This is a genomic window from Actinomadura bangladeshensis (assembly GCF_004348335.1).
Classification (GTDB): Bacteria; Actinomycetota; Actinomycetes; order Streptosporangiales; family Streptosporangiaceae; genus Spirillospora; species Spirillospora bangladeshensis.
On record NZ_SMJW01000528.1, the window covers coordinates 1 to 1,654 of the forward strand.

Annotated in this window: 1 protein-coding gene; it reads left to right on the top strand. The window is 70.8% G+C overall.

Translation table 11 applies throughout. The annotated features are described in order from the left end of the window. Nucleotides 1-121 precede the first annotated feature (121 nt). Nucleotides 122-1,489: an IS1380 family transposase gene (locus E1284_RS40590; RefSeq protein ID WP_131945418.1), complete on the top strand. Its 1,368-nt coding sequence runs from the start codon at nt 122-124 to the stop codon at nt 1,487-1,489. Nucleotides 1,490-1,654 lie beyond the last annotated feature (165 nt).

Genomic DNA, 1,654 nt, shown 5'->3' on the forward strand with positions numbered 1-1,654 from the left:
CCTCGGGCTTTCACCGGGCGGCGGGTCGAGAGTGACCGTTTAGACAAGAAAAGTGCTCCCGAGCTGGGAGGATAGGGCTTGTCGAGAGTCCTGTCCGCACCAGTCCGAAAGCACTTTTCACGTGAAGACTACAGGTCGTCATGCCAGGCTCGTGGTGTCTTCGGACGGGGCGGGGATCGTCGGTCAGGCCGGCGGGGTGCTGCTGACCGAGACGCTCCGTGTGACCGGGCTTGACCGGGCGCTCTCGGCGGGGCTGGAGCGGTGGCGCAGGCCGCGGGCGACCCACGATCCGGGCAAGGTCGTCGCGGACCTGGCGGTGATGCTGGCGCTGGGTGGGGACTGCCTGTCCGACATCGCGGTCCTGCGGGCCGAGCCGGAGCTGTTCGGGCCGGTGCCGTCCGATCCGACGGTGTCGCGGCTGGTCACCACCCTGGCCCAGGCCGGCTCGCAGGCGTTGCGGGCGATCCGCAAGGCACGGGCGTCCGCCCGCGCCCGGGCCTGGGAACTGGCCGGCGAGCACGCCCCCGGCTCCGACAGTGAGCTGATCCCGGTGGATCTGGACGCCACGATCGTGCTCGCGCACTCGGACAAGGACCAGGCCGCCCCGACGTGGAAGCGCACCTTCGGATTCCACCCGATGACCGCGTTCATCGACCACGGTGCGGGCGGGACCGGGGAGGCCGCCGCCCTGGTGCTGCGGCCGGGCAACGCCGGGTCCAACACCGCCGCCGACCACATCACCGCGGGCCGCCTGGCCCTCAACCAGATCCCGTCCCGCCTGCACAAACAGGTCATCATCCGAACCGATTCGGGTGGCGGCACCCACGAGTTCCTGGACTGGGTCACCGCCCGCCGCCTCAAATACTCGATCGGCTTCAACCTCAACGACGACATCTGCGCCGCCATCCTCGCCCTGCCCGAGCACGTGTGGCAGTGCGCCTACGACGCCGACCGCCGGCCCCGCCCCGGCGCGTGGGTGGCCGAGCTGACCGGCATGCTCGACCTGACCGGCTGGCCCAAGGGGATGCGGGTCATCGTCCGCCGCGAACGCCCCCACCCCGGCGCCCAACTGCGGTTCACCGACATCGACGGACACCGCTTCACCTGCTTTGTCACCGGCACCCGGCACGGGCAACTCGCCGACCTGGAACTACGCCACCGCCGCCGCGCCCGCTGCGAAGACCGCATCCGCTGCGCCAAGGACACCGGCCTGCGCAACCTGCCCCTGCACAGCGCAGCGGCCAACCAGATCTGGCTCGAACTCGTCGCGCTGGCCACCGACCTGACCGCCTGGGCCCAGATGCTCGCCTTCACCGATCACCCGGCCCGCCGCTGGGAACCCAAACGCCTGCGCCTGCGCGTCTACTCGGCCGCCGCCCGCCTGACCCGCGGCGGCAGACAACTCCGGCTCCGGCTGGCCCGCCACTGGCCCTGGACCCACCTGATCACCACCGCGATCGAGCGCCTGCAGATGCTCCCAGCACCCTGACCAGCACGAACCATCCCATCGACCCCAGGAAGGAGAACCATCGGGGCCCGTGGAACCCCGCCCACCCGACGCGACAGTCGGGCCCCACCGCTGACCCGCCACCGAAAACCAAGAATCGGTCGGGTCGCTCCCCGACCCAACCGACCTCACGAAAGATCGAGGCTA